Below are 26,636 nucleotides of genomic sequence, written 5' to 3' on the forward strand. Positions count from 1 at the left end.
GTGCAATGGGGTGTGATTAGCCGATCATTTGGGATGACCGAATGGGCAATCACAGGGGAGCTACAATGGTTGGGAGGATTTTCGGCGGATATATTCATTACGGCTACATTTTACGATAAGGCGGGCCGAGCGTTGTCATCCGATGGAATCGCAAACATCCCCTTGGCACCCAGGCGAACAGGTGGGTTCCAAATCGATTACCTGAATGGTAACGGCAAAGCTATAAAAGATTACAAACTAGCAGTTGAAGTGATCCAAAAATAAATCACGAACAGCGAACAACGACAAAAGCAATCGATACACCGACCACCGTTTCATTCTAATCGGATCTGCAGTCTTCAGCGCCAGTAGCGAATTCAGCGACTGTCATCTCCTGGTTTTGGGCCATTTCCCGAAAGATATCACCACCATTCACAATTGAGATACCACACTCATTAGCCAGCATTTCAGAGAGTGTTGACGTACCTGAGTCTGGTGATCCGGAAAGTGTGACGAGAAGCTGCTGTCCCATTTGTTGATTTGCTATTCTCGAAGTTATCTTTTTGGTGTGAATTCACTGTCTACGGTGTCAATCGGTTTCTCCTGCCCTTCATCTTCTTCTCATCGTTCTCCAAAAACACAACTTCTTCAACAATTTAAACTGTTCACGACGATTTTTAGTCAATTCATTCTGTTCAAAGTTGCAGCAAGTATCATTAGTGGATTAATAGCAATAGTGGAATCCTCGAAATGGAAGGGCGATGTCGAAACTAAACCGACGACAGTTCCTTCGGAAATCTACAGCCGCAGTCAGCGCGAGTACAGTAGTGGCCACAGCTGCGACGAGCCAAGTAACCGCCCAATCGACCCAAGAATTCGAAGAGAACGTCGAACAAGCGATCCACGATCGGATCAATGCCATCCGAACCGATCGAGGACTACAAACACTCGCGTATAGCAAAACCCTCGAACAAGTGGCTGATTACCACAGCCAAGATATGATCGACGAGAACTATTTCGCACATACTGCTCCAGATGGCGAAACCGTGGGCGATCGCTATGACAGATACGATACTTCATGTCAAACGTGGGGGGAGAACATATTATATAATTATGCCAGCAACAAATCCCCGGCAAATGCTGCAGAAAGGAGTGTTGAACAGTGGATGGAGAGCGATGGCCATCGACGCAACATTCTTTCCGAAATGTGGGCCATAGAAGGGATTGGTGCTCAGGTTGGGTCAGATGGTCGTCTGTACGTAACACAAAACTTTGGAGCGGGATGCCAATAACTGGCCGTAATGTCGAATCCGCTTGATATTGACTACATTACGTAGTTCTTTTTTGAAGCAGAATTCAAATTCCCGTTCGCGAACCAAAGGCACCAACCTGTTGAGACCCTTATGGACAAACTCACGTAGATCTGCCTCAGTCCAGCCAAGACCCCCAATCGTCGGAAGAGGTGTAAAACACGACCTTCTCGGCCCCGAAGTCCCGACACATGTCCCTCCATGTGGTGTTCCTCGAACGTGACCGGCGCCCACAGGGACTTCGACCCACCGAGCGCGGTCAACGCGAACCGGTTATCGATTGTCTCGTATCAATCACACAGTGAGAACTATGTCATCGTCAGCGATCTCACGAACAGTATCTTAAACTCTTATTGTCATGTGTTGTTTGCTACCCCACGAATGCTTTTTACCCCAATCACCGATGTCTATCCATGACCTTTGATTTACTAGTCAAAGACACACGAATTATCGACGGAACTGGTGCACCGTGGTTCCGTGGCTCAGTCGCTGTCACGGACGGAACGATCGACCAAGTTTTCCGCACACCATCTCCACGGGCTTCTGCGAAAACAACTCTCGATGGATCTGGACTCGTCACGTGCCCTGGATTCGTCGATACACACACTCACTCTGATCTCGAGCTATTCTCCGATCCCACACTTGCTCCAAAACTCCGTCAGGGAATCACCACCGAAATCCTCGGCCAGGATGGGTTCTCGATGGCACCTCTGTACCGAGACGATGTCGACGCCTGGGAAACGCATTTGAGCGGTATCAATGGACGACTCGATGGCGAGTGGAGCTGGAATAGTCTCGCAGGCTATCTCGATGCGGTCGCAAAACAGGATCTCGCTCCGAACATCGCAACGCTCGTCGGCCATGGTACGGTTCGATTCAATATACTCGGGTTCAGTGACACAGATCCGACAGCTGGAGATCTTGAGCAGATGGTCGAACACATTACGGAGGCACTAGATGACGGGGCGATCGGGCTCTCTACTGGACTCGTTTATCCTCCGGCGAGATATGCTGATACGGCCGAGGTCAAACGACTCGCATCGGCCCTTCACGACTATGGGCGGCCGTTCGTCGCGCATATACGAAACGAACGTGAACAGATATGGAGTGCACTCGATGAATTCATCGACATCGGCGCTGAAGTCGGGATTCCATTGCATCTCTCCCACTTCAAGCTCGCTGGGCCACCACAACAGGGCAAGGTTGACCGGGCATTAGCAATCATCGAGACGGCTCGTGAGCGCGGGGTCGATCTTACCGTCGAGCAGTATCCCTATACCGCAGGTAGTACGACTCTCACGAACGTCTTACCGCCGTGGGTACAGGCTGACGGCCCCGAGCAAACGCTTCGGTATCTTCGTGACAATGAGAGCCGCGACCAGATTCGACGGGACATAGAGGAGTGGCGCATCGAGGGATGGGAAAATAGAGGCGCCTACACTGGGTGGGAGAACATCGAGGTGACAAGCGTCCAGTCGTCGGCCAACAAATCGGTCGAGGGAAAGAGTATCGCAACAATCGCTGCCGAACGAGACACCGATCCGGTTTCTGTCATCTGTGATCTTCTCGTGGATGAAGAACTCGAAGTGAGTATGTTGCTTCATCAACTCACCGAAACCGACGTGCAGGAGATACTCGCCGACGAACGCGTCAATGTTGGCACCGATGGGCTGTTTGGGGGCCGTCCGCATCCGCGCGTTTATGGAACCTATCCGAAGATTTTGGGTCAGTACATCCGCGACGAGAACCTGTTGACGCTCGAGGAGGGGGTTCGAAAAATGACGTCACTCCCAGCCTGTGCGATGGGGCTCGACAGCAAAGGAGTACTTCGACCCGGGCTCGATGCGGATATTGTCCTCTTCGATCCACGAACGGTCGGCACAGACGCTTCCTATGAACACCCAGGACAGTTCCCGACCGGTATCCCGCACGTTATCGTCAATGGCGAAATCGTGGTTCGGGATAGCGAGTTCACGGATGCACGTCCTGGACAAGTAATCCGAAAATAAAAGTTGGAAAGGATACGGTCGGCTACCGGACTTTACCCCGGGCTTGAACCGGCCATACTTCCTCTACGGCACCATCCCTCACGCCGACGATAGTGTCGTGAAGGTTTATCGTCGTACAAACATGCGGAACGATGAACTCCAATCGATCGCCGACTCCGATTGGCTCCTCACAGTCGCTCGTATCGATCCACCCGTGTTCTTCAGACGCGTTTACATAGTTGATATCGTCTCGATTTTTCGGAACGGGCATCTGAGGCTTGTCGAGCGAGAGCGTCTTACTGCCGGCGTTGACCACGACACGGTCTTCCGTCGGTTTCGAGATGACGGTACTCACTACTGTGGCTGCACAGTCGTCTTTTCTGATATCGAACGGGCGATGTTCGAGTTCCCCGACGTCCATGAACGGATACATCCCCGGATTGATTTCGGTCACGATTGGATGCTTTCCGCTATATTTGGACGTTGCGGTTCCACCCACCTTGACTTCCTCGACCAGGATACCTTCGGCTCCGAGAAGATCGACCGTCTCTTCAGCGACGTCCATCGCGGCCATGCACTCATGTTCGTACTCGTCTCGTGCCGATGCGTTCCCCTTCACGTGTGCTTCGTACGCGAGTATGCCACGGAATTCCACGTGTGACTGTTCTTGGATGAATCGTGCGACTTCGAGAGCTGGCTCTCCGGGTGGAACACCGGTTCGGTTTAGCCCGACGTCGATTTCGAGGATGATGTCGATAGGTACGTTGTGTTCACTAGCAACCGCCTGCAGCGGTTCGATGTTGTCGATACTATCGACAGTAGTGGCAAACCTCTCCAACTTCTGTGCCAGCCAGACGAGTCGGTGTAGCTTTCGTTCGCTGACAACTGTATATGAGAGGTAGATATCATCGAGTCCGTTTTTTGCCATCACTTCGACTTCACTGAGCGTTTGGCAAACGATTCCACCGCCATTCGAGATCTGGTTTTGGAGACGCGCGATTTCAGCGTTCTTGTGGGTTTTAACGTGTGACCGTAACCGGACGTTGTGTGTCTCCGCAAAGTTCGCATATTCCCGGAGATTGTCTTCCATTGTGTCGAGGTCAACGGTCAGTACTGGTGTTTCGAGTTCGTCTTTGGACGAGAACAATGATGGTGTCGTCCAGTCTGTAGTTGGTGTGGTCATATTCTATCTTTTCAGGATTGTTGTAAATATCTCCACTGGGTTCACTATCATTGTTCTGATTATAGCTGTCGGATGGTCTCAGAGAGGACATTTACACCGAGGGGAAGCGCATCTTCATCGATATCAAATCGCGATGTATGATGGCCATATGGATTGCTCGCTCCGATACCAATGTATGTTGCTTGGCCACCGTTCTTTTGCACTTCGTTGATGAGGTAGGACGCATCCTCACTTGCGCCAATATCTGTACGATCGACGACTGTCTCTACATCCACGACTGAATTTGCAGCCTGCACAATGGCATCGACGAGACTAGAATCAGATTGGAACGTAGTCGTTTTCCCATATAATGCTGTATCACTCTCGACACCATGCATCTCAGCGGCATGGTCAACGATTCGATGTACTTTAGCGAGCATATAGTCGTTGATATCTGCCGTTTCTCCCCGGACTTCGACCCGCATTCGAGTTTCTTCAGCAATCACGTTCTGTGCGTTTGGCGAATGGACTTCTCCAACATTGATCCGAGTCGCTCCATCTTCGTGTCGTGGGATCGCATACACGTTTTGAATCGCTGTCGTGGCTGCTTGCAGTGCACTTCGTCCTTGATTTGGTGCTTTCCCAGCGTGAGCACCTTCTCCAATAAACGTCACATCGAGTTTTGCATTCGACAGGGGCCGTTCGTAAGCTGCTATCACTTTCCCAGTTTCATTATCAAGACCGAGATGAAGCGCAAGAAAATGATCGATGTCTTCGAGATGACCCGTTTTACTCATTGGATATCCACCTCTCCCGCCTTCCTCAGCTGGCTGGAAAAACAGCTTCAAATGACCATCAAACCCACCATTCTCATCTAACTCACGAGCGATTCCGATTCCAATCGTCGTATGACCATCATGTCCACATGCATGCATTACACCCGGATGACGGCTGTTGAATCCTTCGCGAGCTGGTCGATGCTCCTTCTCGCTTGCTTCGACTCGTTCGAGAGCATCCATATCTACCCGAACACCGACAGTGGGTCCTGCACCACTTCCGTACGTTTTCTCAGCTACAATTCCAGTGACGTTACCAATCCGGTTGAGATACCTCTCGGAACATCCTGTATCTTGAATACGCCGTTTTGCTTCCTGTATCTCATCCGCTGATGGTACCCCAAGCCGTTCACTTGTCTCAACTGCATCTGCTCCAAGGTGTAAAGTGAATTCTCGTTCTTCCAGTTCTTCTGCGACAAGCGCAGTTGTGCGAAACTCTTTCCAACCAGCTTCAGGATACGCATGCAGATCCCTTCGGATTTCTTTGAGCGATAATTCACTTGTGTATGCCATACCATTACATCCGGTAGCAAGTAGAAAAACGATTGGTAGCCGGCAGTCTGCCTCACTCAGTGTTCGTAGTAGCAGTCATTGGCGCCCAAAACGTCGGTTTTGTCTCTTTCGATAGAGACTGTACAACGCTTGCCATACAACTATAGTGAAACTTTCCGATGTAGCTTGTATGTTGTTCGAGTCAATTGGCAAAAGCTCCCATTCGTGGGCCGCGAAGACATACGAAGAAATTCAAACCATCGCAGAGCAAGAGGGATCAATACTGCTTATTCCGTTTGGAAGCATAGAACAACACGGCCATCATCTTCCTGTTAGCACGGACACGATTCTTGTGAATGCCATCGCACATGCTGGTAGCGAGCAACTTGAAAATGATATTCCGCTCCTGATTACGCCGACGCTTTGGGCGGGCCGTTCACCACATCATCTACCTTTTGGTGGAACAATTTCACTCGATACTGACACGGCACTCAAGACGCTTTGCAGTGTGGCACAAACAGGACTTGAAAACGGATTTGATGCGTTGCTCTTTGTCAATGGCCACGGAGGTAATATTTCACTCATTGATGATGCCGTCAGTGAGGTTGGTGCATCCAACCAAACGGCCGAAATACTTGGTCTCACCTACTTTCACTTGGCTAGTTCGTTTGTTGATGATATCCGTGAAAGCGACGTGGGCGGCATATCCCACGGCGGGGAACTTGAGACCTCCTTAATGTTGTATCTCCGTCCGGATCTCGTACGCGAGGAAACAATCACGGGGACACATCGTGAGTCGACTTATGAGACAGAAGCACGGGATTTGTTTGACAACGGAGCGCTTTCTGTCTATCGTCCATTTACGGAATACAGCGAATCTGGAGCGATTGGCGACCCACACCTCGCGACTGCAGACAAAGGACAACGATTCTATGATGGACTGGGCAAAGAACTCGCTAAATTGTTGGAGCAGATACACACCGAAACACACTCTTACTGAAGAAGGTAATTACACGGTTTCTGAAATATATTATTATGTATGTCGATATCCCATTGCATGCCATGACTGATTCGCTATATGGACGTGAAGGGAAGGATCTAACACTCGCTGCCGCTGGTGATGCTATACTCACACGGAAACAATCTGTCTACGACGATGATCAGTTTATCCAGCTCGTGAACACGGTTCGCGAGGCTGATACGTCATTCGTAAATTTGGAAGTCTTACTCCACGATTATGACGGATATCCGGCGGCGAACAGCGGGGGCACGTATATGCGAGCACCATCGTGGATTGCTGACGAACTTCGGTGGAGTGGCTTCGACATCTTTGCAGCAGCAACAAATCATACGGGTGATTTTTCACATGGTGGTATGGAAGCGACAATGCGAGCGCTTGATACACGAGATATTCCGTATGCGGGGCTTGGGAAGAACTTAGCGGATGCGCGACGGCCAGCTTATGTTGATACACCAGGTGGACGTGTTGGCGTGGTGGCTGCCTGTTCAACGATCACACCGGGGAGCGAAGCTGGAGTACAGCGTCCTGATATACAGGGCCGTCCAGGTCTTTCACCGTTGCATCTTGAAACCCACTATTCGGTGCCAGAGACGGTTCAAGATCAACTTGAATCAATGAGTGAGTCCTTAGGGTTAGAAGACATCAAAGACCGTCACAGGCGGCTTGGATTTCCTGTCCCGGGAGAGAACCGTTCGGAATTCTCGCTGCTGAATATTGGTGGGAACCAGCATCTACACTTCGAGAAAGACGACACATTCGGAATCACACAGCGGGCAAATAACGCTGATCGAACAGCAATCCTCGACCAAATTCGGCAGGCACGATCGCAATCCGACTGGGTTTTCGCTAGTCTTCACGTTCATGAGGGTGTCGGTGGTGTGATCAATGACAAGACAGTACCTGAGTTTCTCGAAAAGTTTGCCCGGGAGTGTATTGATGCCGGTGCTGATGCGTTTCTTGGGCATGGACCACACGTACTTCGTGGAATCGAAATCTACGATGATGCACCAATCTTCTACAGCCTCGGGAACTTCATGATGCAGAACGAGACCGTGACAAAACTTCCTGCGGAAATATACGACAAATATGATCTGCCCCAGTGGGATTCCCTTCCTGCTGATCTCTTCGATGCCCGAGTCAGTAACGAGGAGAATCAACGAACTGGATTCTTGGCAGACGCTGCCTTCTGGGAGACGATCTTGCCAGTGTGTCACTTTCAGGAAGGTCGATTACAGGATATTACTTTGTATCCAGTTGATCTCGGCTACGAACAACCACGACCACGACGAGGACGGCCGGTGCTTGCAACCGAAACCAAAGCGAGCGAGATTCTCGAAACGGTGGTGTCGTTGTCGGAACCGTATGGTACCGAAATCGCGATTGATGGCGAAATAGGTAGGATAAACGTGTAAACTACCCCATCCTGACGCTCGCTTACGCTCGCGTCTGAGGACGGGGGTTTAGCGCCTACAAGAGCTAAAGCACGCGTTCAATCATTTTCAAAATCGTGGTCGTTTGGGTCTCCCCTAATCGGTGTCTTCTATCGTGGGTGGTTGTCGTTGTTCGCCCTGGTCCATGGCGTGCTTCGTCTTTCGTTCGAGGTCTTCCAGGTTGTGTTTCCGTGCCGTTGCAAGTGCCTTTTCGTATTCCGGTTTTTGCATCAACGAGATGCCGAAGAACAACAGTATAGACATCGGTAAGCCGACAAAGACGGGGTGAAGCCCCATGTATTCAGACGTTCCCGCGAAGTATCCGATCCACCACCACGCGACTGTGAGTCCGGCGCCGACGATAAGGCTCCAGAATGCCGCATCGGACGTCCCTCGTGGCCAATAAAATGTCGCAAGCCATGGAACGAGGACACCGCCGGTCAGTGCAACTGCTCCGAATACGATCAGATCGATGATTCCCGGAACGATAAGCGCAAGTCCGAGTGAAAAAATCATCAACCCGACGACGGTGATCTGTGAAACCGTGGTTTGTTCATCACGTCCGGCATCTGGATTTAAATATCGGATGTATATGTCGTCGACGACGTTTGATGATCCGGAGAGCAGAAAACTATCACCACTACTCATGATCGCCGCTGCCAGTGCTGCCAGTACGACGCCGGCCAACCAGTCAGGTAGGATGTCCATGGCCATCTGAGGCATGATGAGTTGCGGATTCTGGATATCGGCATACATCACCAAGCCAATCGCGCCGATTATTAGCGGAACAGGGATAAACGCGAGTCCGATAATACCGTTCAGTGTCGTCCCCACGAATCCGTCTCGTGGGCTCTTTGCGGACATTATTCGTTGTAGATAGCCTTGCCGCACGAGCATCGTAGGAACGAGCGTCACGACGTACCCAGCAATGAGTGTCCACTTCATCGCAAACAGATCGAAGGCCTGTGGTGCTACGTCGGTGACCTGGGATGTCGCCGACGAAAAACCACCGAGATTCATCATCCCCAAAATAGCCAGCAACCAAAGTCCGACGAACAGGATACAGCCTTGAATAAAGTCCGTCCACATCACAGCTGACATCCCACCCATGACGGTATATGCTGTAATGATTATTGCACCGATGATGGCCGCCTCTGTGACCGTTATCGCATCTGCAAATAGAAAACTAATGATCGTCCCAGCAGCCAACCACTGTGCACCAAGTGTGCTGATGAATCGAAGCAAATAGAACGGAACTGCTGCTGCTCGGGTTTTTTCGTCGTACCGATCTTCGAGCATCGACGGAAGTGTGATATTCCGAGTTTTTGGAAGTTTGTGGCCCAACAGGAAAGCTACGATGAAGAAGCTGAATATCGCGATACCGTAACTCCAGAACGCGGTGATACTCTCAGCTTCGAACGTAGACGCCGATAACCCAATCGTTCCCCCTGCTCCGATTGCTGTTGCAAAAAACGAGAGGGCAATAAGATACCACGGAGCCCCCTTACCAGCCAAGAAAAAGTCTTCAAGGTCAGCGATCCCTTTTTGATGGAAATAGTATCCAATTCCAAGCATTCCGAGGATGTAAACGATAACAATACCAACGATTATTTCTCGAACCATGTGGTAGTGAATCACAGCCAAAGAATATAAAATTCATCATAGGAGGAAATAGTTTATCGTCTATCAATTATACGGAAAAAGTCGGAGAAATTCTAGGAAATGATGCTTCTTTGCGAAAGTGTTTAACGCAAGTGAAGAAACGACCGATTATTCGAGAGTGCCTACTGTCCGAAAATCCCGTGCCGTGAAGTTGCATGTGGAGGGATCTAGAAGTCCTACAACGGTACACAGTAGATTACCGAGTAGCGGGTGTAGGTGAGAAGTTGAAAATCAATCGCGGTGAATATCTCTACTAATCATGCAGTTGTGGTGTCTCCGGGATTTTGGCATTTTAACAAGGAAAAATCAACTAAGGATTAATTTTTCCCGATTTGGTTAGGATAGTTTTAAAATAACCACCACACTTTAACCATAGTTCTGTGAACGAGGGAAGTACATGCGACTCGTCCGCACACTCATTAAGGACGAGGACAAGGAGGCTGTTCTTCAGGTCCTCAATGACGAAAACATCGACTATATTGTCTCGAAGGAAGCAAGTGACCGTGGAGAATTGGTCGTCGTGGAGTTTCCCGTTCCCGAACAGGCTCTCGAAGTTGTCCTCGAGAAGTTCAAAACGGCCGGTCACGGTGAACATCATTATACTGTCGTCGCTGATGCAAAATCCGCTCTCTCAACTAATATGGGTGAGATGGAAGAGCGATTTATCGTCGGTGAAGAAGCAGACGACAGCATTGCTGCCGAAGAACTCCGGTCGCAAGCACTCGAACTGCTCCCGAATGCATTCACCTTTCTTCTATTGACATTTTTGAGTGCGGTAGTTGCAACCGCTGGGCTCCTTTTGGATTCGCCGGCCTTCGTCGTGGGATCGATGGTTATCGCACCACTCGTCGGTTCTGCACTCACGGCAAGTGTTGGAACAGTTCTCAGTAATCGCAAGATGATCGTCGATGGGTTCACGACACAAGTATATGGACTGGGAATAGCGATCATCGGAGCAATTATGTTCAGTCTCGTCCTCAAAACAGGGCATTTTCTTTCTCCATCACTGCATCCTGGAGCAATCAATCAGATTGCACAGCGCATCTCACCTGGGTTACTATCACTTATCATTGGGGTCTGTGCCGGTGCTGCCGGTGCAGCTGGTCTTGCAACCGGTATCTCTGCTGCACTCGTCGGTGTCATGATCGCTGCAGCACTCATACCAGCCGCCGCAGCTGTTGGTATCGGCATCGCATGGAACAGCCAAGCAATCGCACTTGGATCACTCATCCTTCTCGTCGTGAACGCGGCATCGATTCACGTCTCTGGTGTTGCCGTGTTCTGGTATCTCGGGTATCGGCCAGACTGGTGGGAACCAGGTGCTATCCGGCCAAACTTCAAACTCGGTCGGATTGGTCCATCACTCGTGGTCGCAATTGCACTCCTTGTCCTATTTGTCACTGCAGGGGGCGCTGTTTCGACCCATGTTGGCTTTGAACAGTCAGTCAATGAAGTCGTTGGCGAGACACTCAGTCATCAACAGTACCAAGAACTCACGCTAATGGAGGTTCGAGCGGAATTCAACCAGGGGATATTATCGAACAATCCACAGGAAGTGACTGTGGTTGTCAAACGACCACCCGGTCAGAACTACCCGCGGGTAAGTGAGCAGCTCAAGAACCGTATTTCGACGAAAACTGGCCGTCAGGTGACTGTCAGTGTCGAGTTTGTCGACCGGCAACAAGCGTGAATTCTTCCATACCACTCGCTCACGGTATTCAACATCGCATGTGCCCCTCCTGGGAGCTCGGGATTTAGAAATAGGTGGCAGCAGATCTCTTTGCCTTGGTCGAATCACCAATAGCAGGTTGAGATTGATCAACTCTCGGAGAATGAACTCTGTGAGTAAAACTTGTAGATGATCCTACTATCGATTCAGCACCTAGACTTGACTTACTATCTGTACTGTAGGCTACTCGGTTTTTCAACGTTCTCGCAGTTCCGACAGCACTCCATGGGCTGGTTTGATTTCGTGCCAGAATAATACTACAGAATAGCCTAACTCAAAATAGGCTAATTGAGAATTGGCTATCTTACTTTTCTAGTGGTGATCCTTCGACGCTCTTCCTAAAACCCCGTGACTACTGTGAGATTTCCTCTCTTCCTCACTACCGCGTCTCCATTAATTTGAGGCTGTTTAAACGCACTGAAAGTATTTACCGTTCCAGTCCTCGTTTTTCAGCATCACAAAATGACGAATAGCGAGAATCAGCACCCAGAGCCACACTATCGACTGTTATCGATCTTTAAAGTCTTATTCGCAATTCTCGTCACAATTTTCATCGGTATTCTTTGGTGGGTACTGAGCGGCTGTTTCATTGGTTGTCCTGCTATCCTCTAATTGGTCTACTTTCACAAAGCACACTGCGTACGATAAGGGTTCGCTAGTTTCTCTATTCTTCTGAAATTCACCAGATAACTACCCGTGAACTCAATTTCCCACGCTCCAATTCACCGCGTTCATGAAGTTCTTCGAGTCGCTGATGGACTGGCCGCCGCTTCATCCCAACTGTATCCGCTACCCACCGAGCGGTTACTACTGGGAACTCGGACTCACGAATTACGTGCAGAATATCGTCATTACTCGTTTGCTCCGCAAATCGTCCTTGATTGTCGTGCTCACTCCTCTAACGACTTCGACGAAAAGTCAACCTACAACGACAACACGCGAGACATCCATCACTACAGCTACTAGGATGACAGAAACGTGTAAATCGACAACCCACACTACGACAGGGAGTGTAGGATACACAACTGAAGTATCCAGATAATGGGGTGTTTTTGTAGCTTCTTACGAATCTCACCATCGTTGCCAAGCTTGTTCAAAATCTCATAGGCCGACCAACGTGGCCGCTCAAGCTTTCTTGGAATCCCAAGCATTGTCGAAACTCCACACTCTCTTCTTCGATAGTCCGAAGTCCAATTGTCTGACTATAGAGAGTGAGAACAGACGAGGGCCAGAAGCTAGCGTTTCACCATTCAATCGCACTTCTGATTTCGAAGTCTTCCTCCAGAGTCTCAAACCGATCTGGCGCGAAGACGTCGGCATCAAACGTCGGCGTAGTCTCTGTGAGCAATTCTGCGATCAAGTGTCCAGCAACTGCACTGTACATGATACCTTCGCCGTTGAACCCACAGCATACATACACTCCACTCGGGTGAATTTCTCCGACCAGAGGGTGGCGGTCAGGTGTTGCCGAACAAAGTCCACCCCACTTCCCAGTCATCTGGCTTTCTTGAAGTTGGGTAGAGATCTGTGGTGCTTTCTCTGCAACCTCTTGGATAAACTCTTCACGGGCTGTCGAGCTGAACGTTTCGGGGTCAAGCTCCGTTTTCCCAGTACCGCCTCCAATCAGTATCTCCCCATTCACTTCTGATCGGTAGTACAGCTCAAGATCGGGATCATTGATAAGCGGTAGCTCAACCGTTTGTCCGGGGTCTAACATCGCAATCTGACTGACCCGGGGCTTCAATGGAAGTGCAATATCGATATCTTGTGCCAGCGATTTACTCCATGCTCCTGCTGCAACGACTACCGCCGAAGCAGTATATGCTCCCTCGTTCGTCGTCACACGAGTGCTACCTGAAGTGAGGGTGTCAATTGATTCGACTGACTCACTTAGCACATCTGCACCCCTACACATTGCCTCCTCCAGAACGGTGACTGTCGCCGTGTATGGGTCAAGTGAGAACCCATTTTCGAACATAAACCCGGCTTCGATATTATCCGTGATGAGCGCTGGTACCCGATCGCCGATTTCATCACCAGTCAGTAGTTGAGACTCGATCGCGGTTTCTTCGTGCAACTGTTCGAGATATGCTACTGAGGCTGGGTCTCGTGCAAACGTGTATGCGTCCCCATAGTGCAGGTCGATTTTTGAATCCTGAGCCATTTCTTCCCAGAACTGGATGATATACTGATGCTCATTCGGATGCGTTCCCGTACTCAAGAACTGATCGGGAGTGATGAACCCAGCTGCACGTCCACTTGCTTTGCTTGCTGGCTGGTCTTTTTCGAATACAGCGACATCCTCAATCCCCGCAGCAGTAAGATGATGGGCACAGCTGGCGCCGGCCACTCCACCACCGATGATGATGACTTCAAAATCATTCATAGATGGACCCTCGAATACTACTCCGATTCCACGTTTACATCGTACACGTCAGCCGCAGTCTCTGGGCTAACCATGCCATTATGCACGTCTTCGCGGACTGCATCTGGATCTCGGTCGGTCGGATCGCCCCATCCGCCACCGCCTTGGGTCTCGATGGTAAACGATTCTCCTGGCTGGAACGGTTCGCTCCCGATCAGACACATTTCCCATTCGTCGCCGTCCTTTTTCCAGCCGCCAATCACCTCTTCGTCGTCCATACCATGGTTTTTGATGAGCCGTCCAAGACCACCAGAATGGCCGTCGTTGACGCCGGGACTGCCTTCTTTAGTTCGACTTGTTTCCACACTCAGTTCGGCATACCCGTGGAAGCGGAACGTTTCGCGCAGACCTAGTCCACCACGATGTTCACCGTCACCACCAGAGTCAGTAATGAACTCGCGTTCCTCCACAGTTACTGGGAAGAGCAGCTCTGCACGTTCCACAGGCAAGTCCATGCAGTTTCCAAGTGGGTCTGCAGTCGTCTCCATCCCATCTCCAGTGGGTGTACCACCCCATCCTCCGGGTGGAAGATCTGACCATACGTATCCAGCGTCGGTTTCCGGGTCTTCTTGCTGGACAGTAAACCAGTTACACTCAGAGTAGGTCGGGGCAACGATTTTGTCCGGGATGGCATCCGCGAGTGCTTGCCAAATTACGGCACAGATCTTCGAGGCAGCGAACGTTGTACATCCGATCACGGGCCGTGGCCAATTGGGATTCACCCACGAACCGTCGGGTAGTTCGATATCGATCGGTCGATACATTCCTGCATTGGCTGGTGCTTCGGGGTCAGTGAAAAATTTCAGTGCATAGTAGACCGCCGAATATGTATTTGCTTTCGGTGAATTCACGGATCCGGGCACTGCATCGTCGGTTCCTTCGAAGTCCACCGTAATCTCATCATCGTCTACGATGAGTGTCACATCGAGATAGATCGAATCCTTCGTGATTCCGTCACAGTCACCGTAGTCCTGGGCGCTGTATTCGCCGTCTGGAATCTTGCGGATCGCTTCTCGTGTTCGCTCTTCAGTGTAATCCAATACATCATGCATTCCCTGTCGTACCGTGCCAGCACCGTACTTCCGTTCGAGCCGGTGCAGTTCATCTTTGGCGGCTGTCAGCGCAGCACGATGGGCTTGTACGTCTCCTTCGATGTACTGTGGAACACGGGTATTACTTTTCAACACGCCAAGAAGTGCTTCGTTTATCTCTCCATCTTCGACGATCTTCGTGGGTGGGATTCGAAGTCCCTCCTCCGCGAGGTGGGTCCCCCACGACTGTCCTCCTGGACCTCCACCACCGAGGTCCGTCCAGTGTCCACGACTGACGCCAAAGCCCAAGAGCTCGTCTGACTCATCGTAGATGGGTTGTGTCCAAGTAACGTCGTTGATATGCGTCCCTCCATTGTACGGATCGTTAAGCAAGACGATATCATCTGCACCGAGTTCGTCTTTGCCGAATTCGTCGAGGGAGGCTTCTGCACTGAAATGCATCGCGGCAAGGTGGACTGGACAGTTCGCTGTTTGTCCAACGAGATTCACATCTGGTGTGAAGATTGCGTTCGAAAAGTCCACCATATCATAGATGATCGGTGAGAACGATGTTCGTTGTAGTACCGTACTCATTCGGTCAGCCGTATGTTCGTACGCACTTCGTAGGACTTCGAACGTTACTGTATCGATATTCTTTTTCTGATCTGGTTTTTGGGACATTGTAGACACTCCGTTAGTTACTTGACCTAATGATGATGTTCTCGTGCTTGTCGACCGATGCGTTCATACCTGGGTTTAGAGTGATCGTTGAATGGTCATCCTCGACGATGGCAGGACCGTCGAGATTCATGCCGGGCTCGAGATCTCCTCGGTAATAAATCGAAGTCTCTTGCCACTCGCTATTGAAATATACATCTCGTGTTCCGGAACCATCATCGTGGCCTCCACTCATCTCTGCATTTCGGAATCCATGATCGACCGTCTGTCTACTTCCTGCCACACGCAAGTTCACAAATGTGACTGGGAATTGGTCAGAAGAGATTCCATACTCTTGCTCGTGTTGTTCGTGGAAAGTTTCAATGAGTTGTTCAATAGTTCCGGCATCGAGTGATTCGTCGGTAACGGGAACGTCGACTTCGTAGGTTTGGCCGACGTACCGCATCTCTGCAGTCCGTTCGAATGAAATCTCTTCTGGCGTGGCCCCTCCTTCGCTGAATCTGGCTAGAATTTCTTGTTCAAGATCCTGAAATTCGGCTTCCAACTCAGACGGATCAACTGCCTCTACTGGCGTATAGAACGTCTTATCATCGTTGTACCGGATGTCCATTACCGTTCCTCCAACCGCCGAAAGGACACCAGAAGCACTCGGAATAATGACTGACGAAACGTCGAGACTCCTTGCAACCTCTCCAGCGTGCATCGGTCCACAGCCACCGAATCCAACGAGCGAGTAATCGCGGGGATCTTGTCCACGTTCGATTGTCGTCTCACGAACTGCTGCGGCCATGTTTTCGTTTGCGATTTCGAGGATGCCTTCTGCAGCTTCGAGAACGTCCATATCCAACTTTTCAGCAAGTTCTGCGATCGAGTCGTGGGCTGCTTCTTCGTCGAGTGTTCGTGTCCCTCCCAAGTACGTTTCGGGGTCTAAGCGCCCGAGAATAAGATGTGCATCGGTAATCGTGGGATCGGTACCGCCCATATCATAGCAAACCGGCCCTGGATCGGCACCAGCACTCTGTGGACCGACACGGAGCGATCCACCATCGTCGATCCATGCAATGCTGCCCCCACCAGATCCGATGGTGGTCACATCAAGCATCGGCTTTACCAGGGGAATGTCGAACTTGACCTCGTATTCTGTCGTGACTAGTGGCTCTCCGTCTTCGACCAGGGAGACGTCTGTCGAGGTTCCACCGATATCCATCCCGATGATATCCGATTGGCCAACCGTCTCTCCAATAGCTTGACTGCCTCTGACACCAGCTGCTGGTCCAGAGAGAATTGTCGATTCAGCCCTTCGTTTCGTTTGTGCTGTTCCAGCAACGCCACCGTCGGAACGAATAACGTAAAATGAACCACTAAACCCGTCATCAACAAGCTTCCCGTTCAGATCATCTAAATAATCTGCCATTATCGGCTCAAGGGCAGCGTTCATGATCGTGCTGTTGAACCGGGCAATTGACCCAAGTTTTCGACTCAGCTCTGATGAAAGTGCCACGTAGAGATCATCAACAGTTTCCGTGAGAATTTCTTTCACACGCTGTTCGTGTTCCGGGTTCGCGTATGAATTAACAAAACCAACAGCAACACTTTCTACACCATTGCGTTGGAGTTCATCAGCGAGGTCGCGTACAGCCTGCTCATCGAGTGGTTCCGTCACCTCCCCGGAGTCATCAATACGCTCTGTGATTGTGTATCGATGGCTGCGATCAGTGAGGGGATTTGGTTTCGATTGATACGGATTGTACAGTTCCTCACGATGATAACGCCCAATCTCAATGAGGTCTCGGAATCCCTTCGTTGTAATTAATGGAGTTACTGCGTATTCTCCCTCGATTACGGCGTTCGTCGCGATTGTACTTCCATGCATGAACGTATCAACTTTCGATAGGTCTACGTCTACACTTCCAAGCGCATTCATCACTCCGACAGTCGGATCATCGGATGTTGTCGGGACTTTCCCGTGAACCGCTTTCTGTTCATCACTCAGCCATCCATATAGGTCGGTATGTGTGCCACCGACATCCACGGCTATTGTGGACATGCATCATGATTCATGATATTACTACATATACTGCAAGGATGGTCGAACACGTCCTCTGAGGTTCGATAGTATAAAAAGACGCCAATAGCGTACGCTCTTAGATTCAAAGCATCGTCCGCTATTTTGACGTCAATACTCGAGGTGGAGTTCAATTGTGTTTGCCGTTTCCACAATTGCCTTTCTCATTTTTTGGTCGTAGTCCTCATCTTGAAATCGTGCTGATGGCCCGGCGATACTCACACCTCCATAGACAGTCCCGTCTTGTTTTATTGGCGCTCCAACGGCGTGAACCCCTTTAACCTCCTCACCGGCATTATATGCATACCCCTGGTCACGCACCTCTTGTAATTCGTTTAAGAGAGCTCTCCGTTCCGTTATCGTATTATCTGTTTGTTCTGGCAGTCCGTGACGGTCAAGTATCTGATGTACTTCTTCCTCGTCCAAATTTGCCAAGATACACTTTCCTGCTGCAACAAAGTGGAGAGACGTACGAAGGCCACGTCTGCCATTTGTCTGGACTGCCCGGTCACCTTTTGCACGATCTAAGTATACTGCTCGTCCGTGTTCCTCGACGATGAGCCATACCACCTCTCCCGTCTCTTCTGCTGTTCGTTTCAGGATCGGATGGGCAACCGATGTTAGCTTATTTTTCTGCTTCGAATACGTCCCGTGGTCAAGAAATTTCAAACTCAAGTCGTACGTTTTCCCGTCTTTGACCACGTATTCTTTCTGTTCTAATGTGGCAAGATACGTATGGACCGTACTTTTCGCTAAGTCGAGATAGTCTGCTAACTCAGTAATCGTGCTTCCATCAAGTTCTTGGAGTGCTGTTACGATTTCAAAGACCGTATCAGCCGTTTTTACCGTTCGGCTAGTGTTAAACTTTGACATTGGTGAGGAATTGAACGGTTCCCTACTTATACTCTGATAAAATACAACCTAAGAGAGAATAATTTATAAAATAAAATTCGGTATTTGTGAATGAGATCCAGAATGGTGTGATCCATCTAAAATGTCGAATATCGCCTCTATAGGGGATATCTAACCAATTTTCCATAATAAATTTAAGAAATTAAATTAAATTCTATAGTTAATGTTCGGTATTTACGAACACCCATCGGTACCCGGGCCATCTGGTACTCTTTCCATTTTGTCGGGAGTGGCACAATTCTCCGCAGTCTCCGTCGAATCAACTTTGAACCCCAGAACGGAGTAGAGTGAGTGATGATAAACTGATTCTCTTCCACGGTATCGAAAAACGTGGTTATTTCATGCTGACAAATTTATAAACCGTTTTCACCGCAGCCATCTGTTATAGCAGAGATGACTGACAACCCACCCAAGAACGTCACTGATTCTATCCGTTATCAAGGAAAGGCTATCGATGATCCAGCATGGATTCCTGAATTTCTCGCTGACCAAGAAACGGGCGTGCTCGGTCTCATCGATGACAACACTCCACATCTTGTGACACAACTCTTCGTATACAATCGAGATGAGGGTGTGATTTACCTCCACGGTGCTCAGGCGGGACGTGCTCACAATCTTGTTGAGAGCGGCGACCAGCCGCGCGCTTCCTTCACGACAAGTGAAAAAGGGCGGTATATCCCGGCTGACGAACCGGTGAACTTCACCGTCGAGTACTCAAGTGTGGTCGCTTATGGAACGATTGATTTGCTCGCTGATAGAGAAAATAAACGAGCGGTTCTTGAGCAATTCATGGAGAAATTTGCACCCCAGCTGGCTGAAGGCGAGGACTATGAGCGAATTGCACAGGAGTCAATCGATCGGACGGCCGTCTACCGTCTCGACGTCGAATCATGGAGTGGGAAAGAAGGGTGGAAAGATCCCGATCATCCTGGTGCGTACAGGCTTGACTCTCCCCGGTAATCATGATCCTTCTCTCCACATCTTCTCCTACCCTTATTGAGTCCTGCAGCCAGCGAATGGCCGGTTAACCCTAAATGTCCACCTCCTACCAAGTGATCACAGCCCGAAACTCAGACTCATGCTCCGTATTGCAAGTTCTTTCTCAACTATTTTGCCACTATTGTTTTGTAGTATTATGCCATCTGAATGCTTATATGGGTGATTTGGTTGTCAAAGCGGCAGTGAAAGAACAGCTTGAAGGACAAAATGTGGCGAGTGACTTCTACGATGCACTCGATGAAGAAGTCGCTTCAGTCCTCGATAACGCTGCTCAACGAGCCGAAGAAAACGATCGCAAAACCGTCCAAGCGCGCGATTTGTAGCTGCTCATCGCTTCAGATAACATCAACCTGTTTTTGCTAGTCACTACACAGAACTCATTTCTCTAACGACGAACCGCTACTCAAACCGAATCTAGATCACCCGATGAACTTCGGGCTTCTTCTTGCGAATCTCGTCGTTCTCATGCAGCCGAGTGAGATCGTTATAGGCCGACCGCCGTGACCAATCGAATTTGTTCGCGATTTCGCTCACCATGGAGGAGTCGAGTGGTTTCATGACCTCGAGTACATCCGTTGGAGACCGTTCCTGTACGAACTCGTTTTCCTCTTCTCGTCTTCATCAGGTATACTTTCCTGGCCTTCGCTCGGTCTCTCTTCTTAGCACGATGGTGATGCCGATGTTAGTATTCTATACTAACCTTCGGCAATCTTGCAAACCCTGACCGCTTCCCTGACCACCCACACCGACAATCGTCCCACTACTCTACCACCCACCAATAACTGAGACTGAGAACTCCCGTTCGCAGTTCTCAGCCGGGGGATTGCAGCTCACAGCTGCCAAGTGCAAACTTATAATCGTCTTTACCAAGTAGAGATACATACGAACATGGCGCTGGAAAAGATACTCACGGTCGAACAATTGGCCGAGACAACGGGCCAATCGGAAGAACAACTCCGAAAAGACCGCGAAGCCGCAGCGAAGATGGCTGGCGACGCTGCAGACGAATAGCGCTACACCTTTTCATGACCGGTACTGGTTCGACGAACACGATAGACCAATTACTCAGTCATACTGATGGTCCATCGAAGCCAATTGCGGACCGTGATCTGACTCGCGTTCGCTCATCTGCATATATTGTCCACGGTAATTTCGCCAGACTGGATGAGATCTGTGATGACATCAGTCCCGAGAGCGATTACGATGATGGTGAGAGCGAATTGCTCTATGCGCGTCCCAACGACGAATTCGAATAATGTCACTCAATAAAAATGGAAGATGAATAGTAGTTCTCATCATCTACAAACAAATAGATACAGAGCATGTCACATCAGAAATAAGTATCATCTACCCTCACAGATGTAGAAATATTTATTCTCTATTCGCTCCTTTATATGCTATGGAACTCAGTAATTCCTCTGTCTCTGAGCGTAAGAGCACGCTCCCCGACGTTGTGAAAATCAACCTCATTATTTGGGGGGCACTCATCACAGCTCTCGGTATCATTCTGTGGGAGACGACGTTCCTTACTCAGGCAGTGCCAGTGGCATTCCTTGCTGCAATTGCCAGCAATATCTTCCTGTTGTGGGGAGCACGAGGGATGCGCGATGAAGCACAAGATTGAGAACTTATACCGCCCAGAATCGCTGTGGTCTTTGGACATACGCCACAGTACACACTACCGAAGTATAGTCCTGTTAGTGCATACCATGTGGTGAATACAATATGGTGGGAAGAATGATGCCCTCGGGCGTGTGTAGAAACGTGCCGGGTGTTACAGCACCCGGCACTGGTCTTCCAGATGCACCAGAAGACCATGAATACAAAACAATCCGCAGCCCGTGGCGCTGACGTGACGGGTGACTGTATGAGTGATCGAGAAGTCCTCCCCCGGCATTGGCTACATAAATATTATAAAAGGAATCATTAGTAAAAGCGGTTACTTGGCTAACTGCAAGAGGTAAAGTTATATGTCCCAGGTTTGACCTCCCTGGTGTGATGATACCAAATGCCACGGAACGGGTGGGTCGCAGGTCGTTTCTTAAACTCGCTGGTGCGAGTGGCCTTACTGCTACAGCAGGTTGCATTGGGCTTGGAGGAAGCGGAGGATCAAATGAAATTGTCTTCGGCCAACCTGCAGCACAGACTGGTCAGTGGGACTTTCTTCAACCCGGTGTTTCGCAAGCGACTGATGTAGCACTTCAAGGCATCAATGACGCTGGAGGCCCTTTAGATTCAAAACTGAAGATAGTTAGACGTGATACTGCTGTCAACCCACAGGAAGCCCGATCAGTCGTTACCCAACTTGTTGAAAACGACGACGCAGTAGCACTGCTTGGACTGTTTTCTAGTGAAATTAATCCGCTGTTCAACTTTCTGCAAGAACAACAAACGCCGATTGTGACTCCCTGGCCGGGCTCAAACTTCCTTGATACTCGCGGCGGTGACAAAGGAACTCCGGAGAATATCGATGATGACGGTTGGGTCTGGCGAACAGTGATAAGTGACACTGTTCACACTGCTGGCGCTGCAAAACGTGCCCTTGAGCAAAACCACGACAAAATCGGAATTATAAACGGTAACTCAGAGGGGGCACGAAGCTGGGCTGATGGATTTAAGACCGCATATGAAAACGGTGGCGGTACCGTTACTAAGCAGGTCGAAGTTAGCCAAGGGGGATCGAGCTACCAGTCCGCACTCGACCGCTTATTCGGAAGCGATTTCAGTGCCTTCGCAGTGAGCATTCCCCTGGAAGATGCTATCACGCTATTGTCTGATTGGGCAGACGGCGGCTACGGTAAGCAGCCAATCCTTTCAGATCCACTTTCACAGAATGACCTTGCTAAGCAGGTTGGAAACGATCTCAATGGGGCGTGGGCAGCTAGCCCAGGCCAGTCCGGCCCGAGCTACGATACCTTCCAAAACGCATACAAAGAAGCCGACGGTGACGCTGAAATCAACGCGTGGACAGCTCCGGCTTGGGACGCAATTCAGGCGACCGCACTAGCCACTGAACGTGCTGGTGAAGCGAGTGCGGAAGCCATTGAGAAAAATCTTGGAGCGGTCACTCGAGGGAACGGCACTGAAGTCAGCACATTTGCTGAAGGGAAGAAAGCGTTAGGGAATGACAAGGAGATTGTTTACCGTGGTGCTGCAACTTCTATGACCTTCACCGACTTCGGAAATGTATTTGGATCGGTGACTATCAACGCCGCAAAGAATGGCAAATTCACCCAACAAGAAGTCATTCCAGCGAAAGAACTCCGCGAGTTCGTCAGCGAAGACGAGTACTGAATATGGGGCTCGCACAAAATATTGTCTTTGGACTGGTAACCGGTTCGTATATCGCCATCGCAGCGATCGGATTCACCCTGATATACGGCATTGTAAATATGATAAACTTTGCATACGGCGAATACCTCACTATCGGAGCGTTCGTCGGTGTCGTTACTGCCGGCATGCTTCCCCTCCCTCTGCCGATCGCAGTACTCATCGCAATGCTTGCTGGCGGTCTCGCCAGCCTCATTCTCGCTCGAGTATTATTCACTCCTATTAACAACACTGGTCCTGTCCCGATGTTGCTAACGTCTATTGGTTTGGGACTAGTATTGCGAAACGCCATCCGTCTGACTGCCGGTCGGAGTAGTCGCTATTTCAACACCCAGACAGCGACATTTCGGTTTGAGAACTTGCCGGATTTCTCGATCGGATCGGTGAATCTTCTCGGAGAGCTGTTTGTTACATCCCAACAACTCGTGGTTATCGGAAGCGCCGTTATCGTCTTTCTCACGCTGCACACGCTGTTAACCCGAACTGACATCGGAATCGCAATGCGTGCAATGAGTGATGATGAGAACTTAGCCCGCATCCGCGGTATTGACACGCAAATGATCCGCGATAGTGTCTGGATACTTGCTGGAGTGCTTGCGGGGCTAGCAGGGGTGCTTATTGGTATCCAAACGAATGTCAGCGCTGGAACTGGCTTCAACCATATCCTTCAGATATTGGCTGCTGCTATCCTTGGTGGTGCCGGAAGCCCATACGGTGCTATTGCAGGCTCGTATATCATCGGCATCGTGTTGGCGCTGTCGGTCGCGTTTCTTCCCTCGGGAATGACTGGCATCTCGTCGGCCGTTGCATTCCTGCTCCTCATTATCGTCTTGCTCATCAAACCAAGTGGTATTGCCGGCCAGGAGGTGCGGGAAGCGTGAGCCTCGTCGATCGGCTCCCACATGATGACTCAGGTCGGGCATTCTTCATCGGAGGTGTCTGTATTCTTATAGCGTTGCTGTTCGCGCTCACACCGCTACGTACGACGCTTCCTGACGGATTTAATGTCTTTTTCGAAGTCGGAATTCTGTTCACGATATATGCCATGTTGGTTCTGGGACTGAATCTCCAATACGGCTACACCGGTCTCGTCAACTTCGGTCACGTGGTCTTTTTCGCGGTCGGTGCATACTCAGTAGCGATGCTGTCGGCCCAGGATACCTTCGCTGGGATTGGATTAGGCTACCCGTGGCCCGTGGCACTGATTGTTGGGATAGTCGTCGCGGCACTGCTCGGTACGATCGTTGGTGCTACATCTCTTCGTCTGCGTGATGACTTTCTGGCTATCGCTACCCTTGCCACTGCCGAGATATTCCACACGTTGTTTGTCAACTTCCGACACATATTCGGAGGAAACGTCGGCATTCTGGGTGTGCCACAACCAGTGAAAGATATCGCTAGCGGCACTGATACCACATTACTCGCAACCATACTGCTTTCCGGTGGTATTACAATATTGACATTTGCAATCATTACACGGTTGACCGACGCACCGTATGGCCGGGTGTTGCGAGCTATTCGCGCAGACGAGTTGGTTACACGGTCGGTCGGAAAGCCGACGTTCACCTATAAGATGCAAGCGTTTGTCTATGGTGCCGCACTTGCTGGCCTTGCTGGCGGCCTGTTTGCGCTTTACAACGGTGCGGTTGCTCCAGGTTACTTTACCATTCAGGTCACTGTGACCGTGTGGATCGGAATGTTACTTGGAGGCGCTGCCAACAACCGTGCGGTCTTGGGAGGGCTCGCGGTTATCATGGGTCTTCGGCTGTTGTCGCGATTTGCACTTGATGTTGCACCAGTATCGGCTGATGCGTTTGCATCTATCCGACTCATCCTCATTGGAGTCATCTTGATACTGGTCATTCGCTATCGGCCAGCCGGAATTTGGGGAGATGCGAAAGAGCTGGGGGTCGATTCATGAACTTACTTGAGGTTGAGAACCTGGTCAAGGAATTCGGTGGCCTTCGCGCGCTTGACCACCTCTCAATTTCAGTTGGTCGAGAGGAACTCGTCGGTGTTATGGGTCCGAATGGTGCGGGAAAGTCGACGTTTTTCAACTGTGTTAGTGGCGTCGTCCACCCGGACGATGGTCAGATTACATTCGACGGGAAAAACGTCACTGGTGACTCCCCTGAAAAACTGGCCCGGACTGGAATGGTTCGTACCTTTCAGCACACTCGAGAACTGGAGACGATGACGGTTCGTGACAACGTACGGCTCGCAGCACCCGACCAACCTGGCGAACATACGATACCGGCGTTATTGCACACGGATGAGATGGAGAAACAAGAACACGCGGTTCGTAACCGGGCTGACGAACTGATCGAAACGTTCGAACTTGAACACCTCGCCGACGAGTACAGCAGCAACCTTTCAGGTGGTCAACGGAAATTACTGGAATTGGCTCGAGTATTAATGCTCGAACCGGATCTTCTCCTGCTGGATGAACCGTTCGCGGGAGTCAATCCCACGTTGACTCGTGAAATTGCAGATCATATTCGCGCTCTCAACGAGGATGGCATGACTATCATCCTCATTGAACACGAACTCGAGACCTTAACCGAACTGGTCGATCATCTGGTCGTCCTTGAACAGGGGCGCCTCCTCGTTGAGGGCGTCCCCAAGGAAGTACTGTCGGACGAGCGCGTCATTGAAGCGTATCTCGGAGAGTAAGTATGAATACACATCATCCCCACGATTACATCGAAACTCGATTGAAACCGAAGATCACCGATTGGCGATCACGGATATCCACTGAGCACAGATCAAAGGCGGAGGTTGTAGTGTGACACTGCTCGAAGTCTCACAACTCGATGCTGGCTATGGTGACCTCCAGATACTCTCCGACGTCGACCTTCATGTCGAACAAGGAGAATATATTACTATTGTCGGTCCGAACGGTGCTGGTAAATCTACCGCAATGAAGGCCATCTTTGGCCTTGCCGACCGTCAAGGGGGATCTATCACCTTTGACGGTGCTGACATTACGAACCTTCCACCGGAATCAGTTATCCACGAGGGGCTGAGCTACGTTCCCCAGAACGAGAACATCTTTCCCTCACTGACTGTCACGGAGAATCTCCGACTCGGAGCATACATTCTCGATGATATCCCCGAAGAGCGGCGACAGGCCATCTTTGATCGCTTTCCGATTCTGTCCCAACGCCTCGACCAGAAGGCAGGATCCATGTCCGGTGGTCAGCAACAAATGCTTGCAATGGGCTGTGCACTGATGCTAGATCCAGACCTCCTGTTATTAGACGAACCCTCGGCTGGCCTCGCACCGGATCTTGTCACTGAGATGTTCGACCGCATTGACGCGGTCAATGAAGCTGGAACAGCTATCCTAATGGTCGAACAAAACGCAAAGCAAGCTCTTCGGCGTTGTGACCGCGGATACGTGCTGGCACAGGGTGAGAACCGCTACGAGGGCTCTGGAAACGAGCTACTCGGCGACGAAGAGGTTCGCCGGCAGTTCCTCGGTGGCTAACTATTGTCACGTGAGATAACAAATATACATCTTTCACGGTGCATGCTTTGACCGTCTTGTAAGATTCTCTCTGCTAGTTGTTCACAGTAGACTTATT

23 protein-coding genes are annotated in these 26,636 nt (G+C 50.2%); 15 read left to right on the forward strand and 8 right to left on the reverse strand.

Annotated elements, in window-relative coordinates; genetic code table 11:
• Window positions 1-319 precede the first annotated feature (319 nt).
• On the reverse strand, window positions 320-511 hold the full coding sequence (locus OOF89_RS24705; RefSeq protein ID WP_407661703.1) for an AAA family ATPase: 192 nt from the start codon (window positions 509-511) through the stop codon (window positions 320-322).
• A 295-nt stretch (window positions 512-806) separates the two neighbouring features.
• Between OOF89_RS24705 and OOF89_RS23345 the strand changes: the two genes are divergently transcribed.
• Together OOF89_RS23345 and OOF89_RS23350 are read left to right on the forward strand one after the other, a co-directional pair.
• On the forward strand, window positions 807-1,271 hold the full coding sequence (locus OOF89_RS23345) for a CAP domain-containing protein (protein ID WP_266083350.1): 465 nt from the start codon (window positions 807-809) through the stop codon (window positions 1,269-1,271).
• Between the two features lie 431 nt (window positions 1,272-1,702).
• Window positions 1,703-3,298, forward strand: a complete 1,596-nt coding sequence (locus tag OOF89_RS23350; RefSeq protein ID WP_266083351.1) for an N-acyl-D-amino-acid deacylase family protein — start codon at window positions 1,703-1,705, stop codon at window positions 3,296-3,298.
• Between the two features lie 22 nt (window positions 3,299-3,320).
• Here OOF89_RS23350 and OOF89_RS23355 read toward each other — a convergent pair whose 3' ends face one another.
• Complete coding sequence (locus OOF89_RS23355) at window positions 3,321-4,460, reverse strand: alanine racemase (RefSeq protein ID WP_266083352.1); 1,140 nt, start codon at window positions 4,458-4,460, stop codon at window positions 3,321-3,323.
• Between the two features lie 59 nt (window positions 4,461-4,519).
• Window positions 4,520-5,788 (reverse strand): amidohydrolase, encoded by a 1,269-nt coding sequence (locus OOF89_RS23360; protein ID WP_266083353.1) that lies wholly within the window; start codon window positions 5,786-5,788, stop codon window positions 4,520-4,522.
• A 169-nt stretch (window positions 5,789-5,957) separates the two neighbouring features.
• Between OOF89_RS23360 and OOF89_RS23365 the strand changes: the two genes are divergently transcribed.
• Together OOF89_RS23365 and OOF89_RS23370 are read left to right on the forward strand one after the other, a co-directional pair.
• Window positions 5,958-6,767: a creatininase family protein gene (locus tag OOF89_RS23365; protein ID WP_266083354.1), complete on the forward strand. Its 810-nt coding sequence runs from the start codon at window positions 5,958-5,960 to the stop codon at window positions 6,765-6,767.
• Window positions 6,768-6,802: 35 nt separating this feature from the next.
• The gene (locus OOF89_RS23370; RefSeq protein WP_303657574.1) at window positions 6,803-8,200 is read left to right on the forward strand and encodes a CapA family protein; all 1,398 of its coding nucleotides are present in this window, start codon (window positions 6,803-6,805) and stop codon (window positions 8,198-8,200) included.
• A 114-nt stretch (window positions 8,201-8,314) separates the two neighbouring features.
• On the opposite strand, the gene OOF89_RS23375 is transcribed toward OOF89_RS23370, so the two are convergent.
• Window positions 8,315-9,841, reverse strand: a complete 1,527-nt coding sequence (locus OOF89_RS23375) for a sodium:solute symporter family protein (RefSeq protein WP_266083355.1) — start codon at window positions 9,839-9,841, stop codon at window positions 8,315-8,317.
• Window positions 9,842-10,277: 436 nt separating this feature from the next.
• Here OOF89_RS23375 and OOF89_RS23380 point away from each other — a divergent pair, with 436 nt between their 5' ends.
• Window positions 10,278-11,570, forward strand: a complete 1,293-nt coding sequence (locus tag OOF89_RS23380; RefSeq protein ID WP_266083356.1) for a TIGR00341 family protein — start codon at window positions 10,278-10,280, stop codon at window positions 11,568-11,570.
• Between the two features lie 1,282 nt (window positions 11,571-12,852).
• Here OOF89_RS23380 and OOF89_RS23385 read toward each other — a convergent pair.
• The 4 genes from OOF89_RS23385 to OOF89_RS23400 all read right to left on the reverse strand — a co-directional run bounded on the left by OOF89_RS23385 (window position 12,853) and on the right by OOF89_RS23400 (window position 18,681).
• The gene (locus tag OOF89_RS23385; protein WP_266083357.1) at window positions 12,853-13,995 is read right to left on the reverse strand and encodes an NAD(P)/FAD-dependent oxidoreductase; all 1,143 of its coding nucleotides are present in this window, start codon (window positions 13,993-13,995) and stop codon (window positions 12,853-12,855) included.
• A gap of 17 nt (window positions 13,996-14,012) precedes the next feature.
• The gene (locus OOF89_RS23390) at window positions 14,013-15,746 is read right to left on the reverse strand and encodes a hydantoinase B/oxoprolinase family protein (RefSeq protein WP_266083358.1); all 1,734 of its coding nucleotides are present in this window, start codon (window positions 15,744-15,746) and stop codon (window positions 14,013-14,015) included.
• Between the two features lie 13 nt (window positions 15,747-15,759).
• A complete protein-coding gene (locus OOF89_RS23395) occupies window positions 15,760-17,790 on the reverse strand; it encodes a hydantoinase/oxoprolinase family protein (protein WP_266083359.1) in 2,031 nt (676 codons plus the stop codon).
• Between the two features lie 129 nt (window positions 17,791-17,919).
• Window positions 17,920-18,681: an IclR family transcriptional regulator gene (locus OOF89_RS23400; RefSeq protein WP_266083360.1), complete on the reverse strand. Its 762-nt coding sequence runs from the start codon at window positions 18,679-18,681 to the stop codon at window positions 17,920-17,922.
• Between the two features lie 432 nt (window positions 18,682-19,113).
• Between OOF89_RS23400 and OOF89_RS23405 the strand changes: the two genes are divergently transcribed.
• The 10 genes from OOF89_RS23405 (at window position 19,114) to OOF89_RS23450 (ending at window position 26,539) form a co-directional block, all read left to right on the forward strand.
• On the forward strand, window positions 19,114-19,680 hold the full coding sequence (locus OOF89_RS23405) for a pyridoxamine 5'-phosphate oxidase family protein (protein ID WP_266083361.1): 567 nt from the start codon (window positions 19,114-19,116) through the stop codon (window positions 19,678-19,680).
• A 194-nt stretch (window positions 19,681-19,874) separates the two neighbouring features.
• Window positions 19,875-20,042, forward strand: a complete 168-nt coding sequence (locus OOF89_RS23410; protein ID WP_266083362.1) for a DUF1931 domain-containing protein — start codon at window positions 19,875-19,877, stop codon at window positions 20,040-20,042.
• A gap of 565 nt (window positions 20,043-20,607) precedes the next feature.
• Window positions 20,608-20,730, forward strand: coding sequence for a hypothetical protein (locus OOF89_RS23415; protein WP_266083363.1), 123 nt, complete (start codon window positions 20,608-20,610; stop codon window positions 20,728-20,730).
• A gap of 14 nt (window positions 20,731-20,744) precedes the next feature.
• Window positions 20,745-20,975: a hypothetical protein gene (locus tag OOF89_RS23420; protein ID WP_266083364.1), complete on the forward strand. Its 231-nt coding sequence runs from the start codon at window positions 20,745-20,747 to the stop codon at window positions 20,973-20,975.
• A 143-nt stretch (window positions 20,976-21,118) separates the two neighbouring features.
• Window positions 21,119-21,343, forward strand: a complete 225-nt coding sequence (locus tag OOF89_RS23425) for a hypothetical protein (protein WP_266083365.1) — start codon at window positions 21,119-21,121, stop codon at window positions 21,341-21,343.
• Window positions 21,344-21,717: 374 nt separating this feature from the next.
• Complete coding sequence (locus OOF89_RS23430; RefSeq protein WP_266083366.1) at window positions 21,718-23,013, forward strand: ABC transporter substrate-binding protein; 1,296 nt, start codon at window positions 21,718-21,720, stop codon at window positions 23,011-23,013.
• A 2-nt stretch (window positions 23,014-23,015) separates the two neighbouring features.
• Window positions 23,016-23,930 (forward strand): branched-chain amino acid ABC transporter permease, encoded by a 915-nt coding sequence (locus tag OOF89_RS23435; RefSeq protein WP_266083367.1) that lies wholly within the window; start codon window positions 23,016-23,018, stop codon window positions 23,928-23,930.
• On the forward strand, window positions 23,927-24,970 hold the full coding sequence (locus OOF89_RS23440) for a branched-chain amino acid ABC transporter permease (protein WP_266083368.1): 1,044 nt from the start codon (window positions 23,927-23,929) through the stop codon (window positions 24,968-24,970). The genes OOF89_RS23435 and OOF89_RS23440 overlap by 4 nt, the downstream gene beginning before the upstream one ends.
• Window positions 24,967-25,722, forward strand: coding sequence for an ABC transporter ATP-binding protein (locus tag OOF89_RS23445; RefSeq protein WP_266083369.1), 756 nt, complete (start codon window positions 24,967-24,969; stop codon window positions 25,720-25,722). The genes OOF89_RS23440 and OOF89_RS23445 overlap by 4 nt, the downstream gene beginning before the upstream one ends.
• A gap of 112 nt (window positions 25,723-25,834) precedes the next feature.
• Window positions 25,835-26,539: an ABC transporter ATP-binding protein gene (locus OOF89_RS23450; protein WP_266083370.1), complete on the forward strand. Its 705-nt coding sequence runs from the start codon at window positions 25,835-25,837 to the stop codon at window positions 26,537-26,539.
• Window positions 26,540-26,636: the final 97 nt, after the last annotated feature.

The organism is Haladaptatus caseinilyticus (genome assembly GCF_026248685.1).
Lineage (GTDB): Archaea > Halobacteriota > Halobacteria > Halobacteriales > Haladaptataceae > Haladaptatus > Haladaptatus caseinilyticus.